This window comes from Stenotrophomonas sp. STEN023, from assembly GCF_056760135.1.
Genome location: NZ_JBRREF010000031.1, coordinates 44,033 through 50,669, shown reverse-complemented (window position 1 = coordinate 50,669; position 6,637 = coordinate 44,033). Strand labels below are relative to the sequence as shown.

Here is a 6,637-nt window from a genome sequence, read left to right as displayed (position 1 = left end):
GGGGCGGCCGGTGGGTCCTGCTGCCCTCCCCGCGGCCCCCACAACCCACCACCCTCTTCCCCCGCCGCCCCCCGCCGCCGCGGCCCCCGCCCCCGCCCCCCCCCCCCCCCCCCCCCCCCCCCCACTACAGGCGCCGTGGTCCCTGAACACCTCCCCGCCAGCGCGACACTGCGTCGCACTTGCCCCCTGACATCGGCGGGCAAATAAGGGTAAAATGTCGCGCTTCCCCACATCTACCGGGCACGCCGATGCTGCGCATCCAGGCTGAAGCACTAACGTACGATGACGTTTCTCTCGTCCCCGCTCACTCCATCGTTCTGCCTAAGGACGTTGACCTCGGCACGCGGCTGACGCGCGACCTGCGGTTGAAGTTGCCGATTGTCTCGGCCGCCATGGATACCGTCACTGAAGCTCGCCTGGCCATCGCCATGGCCCAGATCGGTGGCATCGGCATCCTGCACAAGAACCTCACCGTCGAGCAGCAAGCTGCCGAAGTGGCCAAGGTCAAGAAGTTCGAATCCGGCGTCATCCGCGACCCGATCACCGTTGGTCCGGAAACCACGATCCGCGACGTACTGGCCCTGACCCAGGCGCACAACATCTCCGGCGTGCCGGTGGTGGGCAACGACGGCCAGCTGGCCGGCATCGTCACCCACCGTGACATGCGCTTTGAAACCGAGCTGGACGATCCGGTCCGCCACATCATGACCAAGAAGGATCGCCTGATCACGGTCAAGGAAGGCGCGGCCTCGGATGAAGTCCTGTCGCTGCTGCACAAGAACCGCATCGAAAAAGTACTGGTGGTCAACGACGCGTTCGAACTGCGCGGCCTGATCACGGTCAAGGACATCCAGAAGAAGAGCGACAACCCCAACGCTGCCAAGGACGCCGCGACGCGTCTGCTGGTTGGTGCTGCGGTCGGCGTTGGTGGCGACACCGATCGCCGCGTCGAAGCGCTGGTCGCTGCTGGCGTGGACGTGCTGGTGGTGGACACCGCGCACGGCCATTCGCAGGGCGTGCTGGACCGCGTGCGCTGGGTCAAGAAGAACTTCCCGAACGTACAGGTCATCGGCGGCAACATCTGCACCGGCGACGCCGCACTGGCATTGCTGGATTGTGGCGCCGATGCGGTCAAGGTCGGTATCGGTCCGGGCTCGATCTGCACCACGCGCGTTGTCGCCGGTGTCGGCGTGCCGCAGATCACCGCGATCGACCTTGTTGCCGAAGCGCTGCAGGATCGCATCCCGCTGATCGCCGACGGTGGCATCCGTTACTCCGGTGATATCGGCAAGGCACTGGCCGCTGGTGCTTCGACGGTGATGATCGGCGGCCTGCTCGCCGGTACCGAAGAATCGCCGGGCGAGACCGAACTGTTCCAGGGCCGCTCCTACAAGAGCTACCGTGGCATGGGTTCGCTGGCTGCGATGGAAAAGGGTTCCAAGGACCGTTACTTCCAGGACGCCGCCACTGCCGACAAGCTGGTGCCGGAAGGCATCGAAGGCCGCGTGCCGTATCGCGGCCCGGTTGGCGGCATCATCCATCAGCTCATCGGTGGCCTGCGCGCGACCATGGGGTATGTGGGTTGCGCCACCATCGAAGAAATGCGCACCAAGCCGAACTTCGTCAAGATCAGCGGTGCCGGCCAGCGTGAGAGCCACGTCCACGACGTGCAGATCACCAAAGAGCCGCCGAACTACCGCGCTTGATGCGGTAAGCAGAAGAGGAACGTGGACCTGGTCCCGTTCCTCTTTCTCTATCCGCCATTCGTTTTGCATCGACTCCCGTTTTCATTGATCACTTGCCGGGCTTTATGACCAACATCCATAACGACAAGATCCTCATCCTCGATTTCGGCGCACAGTACACGCAGCTGATCGCGCGTCGCATCCGCGAGTTCGGTGTGTACTGCGAAGTCTGGGCCTGGGACCACGATCCGGCCGAGATCGCCAGCTTTGGTGCCAAGGGCATCATCCTGTCCGGCGGCCCGGAAACCACCACGTTGCCCGGCGCGCCGGCTGCACCGCAGGAAGTGTTCGACAGCGGTCTGCCGTTGCTGGGCATCTGCTATGGCCTGCAGACCATGGCCAAGCAATTGGGCGGTGGCACTGAAGCCGCTGACCAGCGCGAGTTCGGCCATGCCGAGGTGAAGCTGCTCGGCAACGACGCGCTGCTGGGCGGCCTATCCGACCACAACGGCGAGCCGCGCCTGGATGTGTGGATGAGCCACGGTGACCACGTCACCCACGTGCCGCCGGGCTTTGCCATCACTGCTGTGACTGATCGCATCCCGGTGGCCGCGATGGCCAACGAAGACAAGCGCTGGTACGGCGTGCAGTTCCACCCGGAAGTGACCCACACCAAGCAGGGCTCTGCACTGCTGAAGCGTTTCGTCACCGAGATCTGCGGTTGCGACACGCTGTGGACCGCGGCCAACATCATCGACGACCAGATCGCCCGCGTGCGCGAGCAGGTTGGCAGCGATGAAGTGATTCTGGGTCTGTCCGGCGGCGTTGATTCCTCGGTGGTCGCAGCACTGCTGCACAAGGCTATCGGCGAGCAGCTGACCTGCGTGTTCGTCGACACCGGCCTGCTGCGCTTCCAGGAAGGCGACCAGGTCATGAAGATGATGGCCGACAACATGGGCGTCAAGGTCGTGCGCGTGAACGCCGCCGACCGTTATTTCAAGGCATTGGAAGGCGTCAGCGATCCGGAAGCCAAGCGCAAGATCATCGGCAACCTGTTCGTCGAGATCTTCGACGAAGAGTCGAACAAGCTGAGCAATGCCAAGTGGCTGGCGCAGGGCACGATCTATCCGGACGTGATCGAGTCGGCCGGCAGCAAGACCGGCAAGGCACACGTCATCAAGAGCCACCACAACGTTGGCGGCTTGCCGGAAGACATGAAGCTCAAGCTGGTAGAACCGCTGCGCGAGCTGTTCAAGGACGAAGTGCGCCGCCTCGGCGTCGAACTCGGCCTGCCGCGTGCGATGGTCTATCGCCATCCGTTCCCGGGCCCGGGTCTGGGTGTGCGCATCCTCGGTGAAGTGAAGCGTGAGTACGCCGAGCTGCTGGGCAAGGCCGACGCGATCTTCATCGAAGAACTGCGCGCTGCTGATCTGTATGACAAGACCAGTCAGGCCTTCGCTGTGTTCCTGCCGGTCAAGTCGGTAGGCGTGGTTGGCGATGCACGTGCCTATGAGTGGGTGATCGCACTGCGTGCGGTTGAGACCATCGACTTCATGACCGCGCATTGGGCGCATCTGCCGTACGACTTCCTCGGCCGCGTGTCCAACCGCATCATCAACGAACTGCGTGGCGTCTCGCGCGTGGTCTATGACATCTCCGGCAAGCCGCCGGCGACGATCGAGTGGGAGTGATCGGGCGTCTGGCACGACGCGGTAGCAGCTGGCGGTGACAAGCCAAACGCCCGCGTAGTGCGTAGTGCTGTTCAATGAGCAACCCGGAATCCGATGCCAGACCTCTGGCATCGGATTTTTCGTTTTGTGGGAGCGGCGTAATCAGATGGCGGGGGGGTTGGGTTGGGGTAGTGCCGAGCCATGCTCGGCAGGGGCCTTACCGACGCATACCATCGAGCGGCATATTTGTCAGGAGAACTCCGGTGCAGATTCTCCAAGACTTAGCTATGCACCAAACAATGGCTATCGACACTCGGGTGAAGCTAACTGCGCACGCGACCTTTGACCGCATTCGCACGTGCGCGGCAGGTGATACGTCCATCAGCATCCGCTGGCAGACCGGCACTGACGCTAGCCTTGAGCGAGGCGCGCTCCTCAGCGGCCATTGCCGCGAGCGTCGAGCCAACGCTGGGCGCGCCGAGCGCGGTGGACCAGAAGTCTTCAAAATCGACGAACGTTCGTGACACCTCGATTTCCTGGGTTTCAATCGCCTCCAGACCAGCGTCGCTCCATAACTCCTGCAACACCTCGATTCGTGAGGCTTCAGGGCTGGGCGGCGAGGGAACTGCATGGCCAAGCCTGCGCATCTGAGCCAGCAACATTTCATAGGGAAAGCCACCACCCAGCATGTCCCAGGCGTAGGCGGCAACGCTGCCGCCGGGGCGAACCACGCGTGCCATTTCAGCTACGCCGCGGGCGGGCTCGGGGACGAAGAAAATCACCAGCGGCATTACGGCGATATCGAAGGCAGCGTCAGGGTAGGGCAGGGCCATCGCATCGCCTTGCTCAAACACTGCTGCCTGCAGCGCTGGCTGGGCACTTGCATAGGCAAGTTGTTGCAGGGATGGGTCTACACCATGAATCGAACGGGGCGCGCAGCGCCCGATTACCATGCCGGTGAAGGCGCCGTTGCCACAGCCGACATCCAACCATTGCTGATGCGGTGCCGGCTCAATCCAATCGAGAAACACTTCGCCGGCAAGTTGGCTCCACACGCCCATGTAGCGCTCATAGGTAGCGCCGTCGCGAAAGCGGATTTCATTTGTCGTCATATCAAGCCTCACAGAACACGATCAGCGTAGCCGAAAGATACAGCCCCAACCCGAACACCGTATGCGTTGCCAGGCTGCGCAGGCAGTTCTTCAACGGCGTTGGCGTCTTCGATGCCATGAACCCCGCACCCATTGCGGGTTGCATGACCCATAGCGGTGCCACTGCGGTCGCCGCGCCGACGGTCAAGGCGGGCAGCAGACTGGGATCGAACATCCAGGACCAGCCTTCAATTGCCAGCAACAGCGCCGCGAAAGCGATGCCAATGGCGTAGTGAATGAGCCAACCAAGTGGTCGCTCGCCCGGTATTACGGTGGCCTGCCTGATGTTGGCGTGTGCGAACCAGCCGTTGCCGAGGTGTCCCACCCAGCGGCCGAGCAATGCGAAGTCGAGTGTTGGAATGCCCCGTCGCTTGAGGAGCTGCGTCCAGACATCCATCACCGCTGTCGCTCCAATCCCAACCAGGGCCACCCGCGTCAAGTCCATCCACGTCATGTCTGTTCCTTTGCAATCGATGCAGCTAGCAACGCAGACATGGTAAAAGTTGAAGTCAACTTCAAGTCAAGGGGCTGCGATGGATATCGCCGAAGTCGCCATGCGAACCGGGTTGCCCTCGTCCACGCTGCGTTATTACGAGAGCAAGGGCCTGGTCGTGGCCAGCCGTGGCGCTGGTGGCCGGCGGCATTTTGCGCCTGACGTGCTTGACCAATTGGCTCTGATTGCCCTGGGTCAGGCCGGCGGGCTGTCGCTGGAGGAGATCCAGACCATGCTCTCGCCGCACGGAGCTCCGCGTGTCGATCGGGTGCTGCTGTCAGCCAAGGCAGACGAAATAGATGCGACCGTCAAGCGCTTGCGAGCAATGAGCGAAGGCCTGCGCCATGCAGCCGCATGCCCAGCGGTGAATCATGTCGACTGCCCGAGCTTCAGGCGCTTGCTCAAGGCCGCCGCTGCTGGTCGGCTGAAACAGGACACCGCCTGCTTGAGGGTGGCAAAGCGCAGCCCGCGAGTCGGCACCAGCAAGAAGTGATCTCGCTGTGGCTCCACGTCAAAAAAGCCGTCGTCAGTGCTGCTCGCTTCGACGCCCTTGGTGTGCTGTGCATGGTCTCAGCGGAACGTTACATTGACCGTCGCGGTTGCCGAGAACGGCCCAAGCTTGGCGGTGTCATCAGTCCATATCAGCGAGGCCAGGAAGTCGTAGTTCATCAGCGTGTTGTTGATTGGCCCAAGTGGAATCGATTTCTTGAACTGGATGAAGTGACTCGGGGTATCTGCCTGGGATATCGCGATGCCGAAGCCGCCATTGAGTTCTGGCACAATGACGCTGCCATCGGTCACCATGTTGAGGGTGCTGATAGAGGCGATCAGCATCCGGTTGCTGCATTCATTGCCTGCACCCGGATGGGTCATGTCGACCTGGATCTGGAACGGGATCTGCGACTGGATTGCTCCCTTGTTGATGTCTGCAATCGGGATGCGGCCGAAGTTCACCGTGCTACCCGAGTTTCCGATGACCGTGATGTTCGGGTTGCAGGCAATGAAGTGGATCTGCCCGAGTCCAGAAATGCCTGCGCGGAAGTTGGAGTTGGGTATGGTATTCAAGCCACCTTCCCCGTCCACTTGAAACAGATCGTAGACCCCGTAGTTGTCGATCTGCCCACTAGGGGGCGGCGGGCTGCCGGTCGCCTTGATGTAGACCGAGAACGTTACGTTCAACACCATCGACGTTGCACATTGCCTGGCTTTGGCGTTGTTCCAGTACATCTTGCAGTTCTGCCGGTTTGCCGGCGGCACGGTTCCTCTACCTGCCAGAAATCTTGGATCACCTCCATTGATCTTGTGATCGACGTGCTTGATGGTCACGCCAACCTCGATCGAGGGATGGATCCGGGCAACGGTCATGTCAGGGTCCCAGTAGAAGAATGCTTCTTCTCCTTGCGGTGCACCCTGCGCGTCGACGCAGCGGAAACTGACTGTGTAATCATCCGAGCGCCACAACAGTCGGCCGCGGACTGCATCACCTTTTGAAATGGTGATCTCATCGAGTAGTGGGATGACCTGGTTGACCGATTCGGTCATGGCATCCTTGCAGGACAATGCCAACGCTGTGCTTGGTAGCATCAACAGAAGCATCAATGCTGCAAGGGCCTGGAGTAGAACTCTCTTCATTTTCAT

6 protein-coding genes are annotated in these 6,637 nt (G+C 61.5%); 3 read left to right on the top strand and 3 right to left on the bottom strand.

The window, feature by feature from the left end:
* The first annotated feature begins 248 nt into the window (after nucleotides 1-248).
* The gene (gene guaB, locus ACVOLV_RS10915) at nucleotides 249-1,706 is read left to right on the top strand and encodes an IMP dehydrogenase (protein ID WP_481513301.1); all 1,458 of its coding nucleotides are present in this window, start codon (nucleotides 249-251) and stop codon (nucleotides 1,704-1,706) included.
* Between the two features lie 104 nt (nucleotides 1,707-1,810).
* Nucleotides 1,811-3,376, top strand: a complete 1,566-nt coding sequence (gene guaA, locus ACVOLV_RS10910) for a glutamine-hydrolyzing GMP synthase (protein WP_481554418.1) — start codon at nucleotides 1,811-1,813, stop codon at nucleotides 3,374-3,376.
* A gap of 302 nt (nucleotides 3,377-3,678) precedes the next feature.
* Here guaA and ACVOLV_RS10905 read toward each other — a convergent pair whose 3' ends face one another.
* Both ACVOLV_RS10905 and ACVOLV_RS10900 read right to left on the bottom strand, forming a co-directional pair.
* The gene (locus ACVOLV_RS10905; protein WP_481554417.1) at nucleotides 3,679-4,467 is read right to left on the bottom strand and encodes a class I SAM-dependent methyltransferase; all 789 of its coding nucleotides are present in this window, start codon (nucleotides 4,465-4,467) and stop codon (nucleotides 3,679-3,681) included.
* 1 nt (nucleotide 4,468) lies between these two features.
* Entirely contained in the window at nucleotides 4,469-4,960 is a 492-nt protein-coding gene (locus tag ACVOLV_RS10900; RefSeq protein WP_481554416.1) for a DUF2938 domain-containing protein, read from the bottom strand.
* Nucleotides 4,961-5,039: 79 nt separating this feature from the next.
* On the opposite strand from ACVOLV_RS10900, the gene ACVOLV_RS10895 reads away from it, so the two are divergent.
* The gene (locus ACVOLV_RS10895) at nucleotides 5,040-5,492 is read left to right on the top strand and encodes a helix-turn-helix domain-containing protein (protein WP_481554415.1); all 453 of its coding nucleotides are present in this window, start codon (nucleotides 5,040-5,042) and stop codon (nucleotides 5,490-5,492) included.
* Nucleotides 5,493-5,569: 77 nt separating this feature from the next.
* On the opposite strand, the gene ACVOLV_RS10890 is transcribed toward ACVOLV_RS10895, so the two are convergent.
* The gene (locus tag ACVOLV_RS10890) at nucleotides 5,570-6,541 is read right to left on the bottom strand and encodes a fimbrial protein (RefSeq protein ID WP_481554414.1); all 972 of its coding nucleotides are present in this window, start codon (nucleotides 6,539-6,541) and stop codon (nucleotides 5,570-5,572) included.
* Nucleotides 6,542-6,637: the final 96 nt, after the last annotated feature.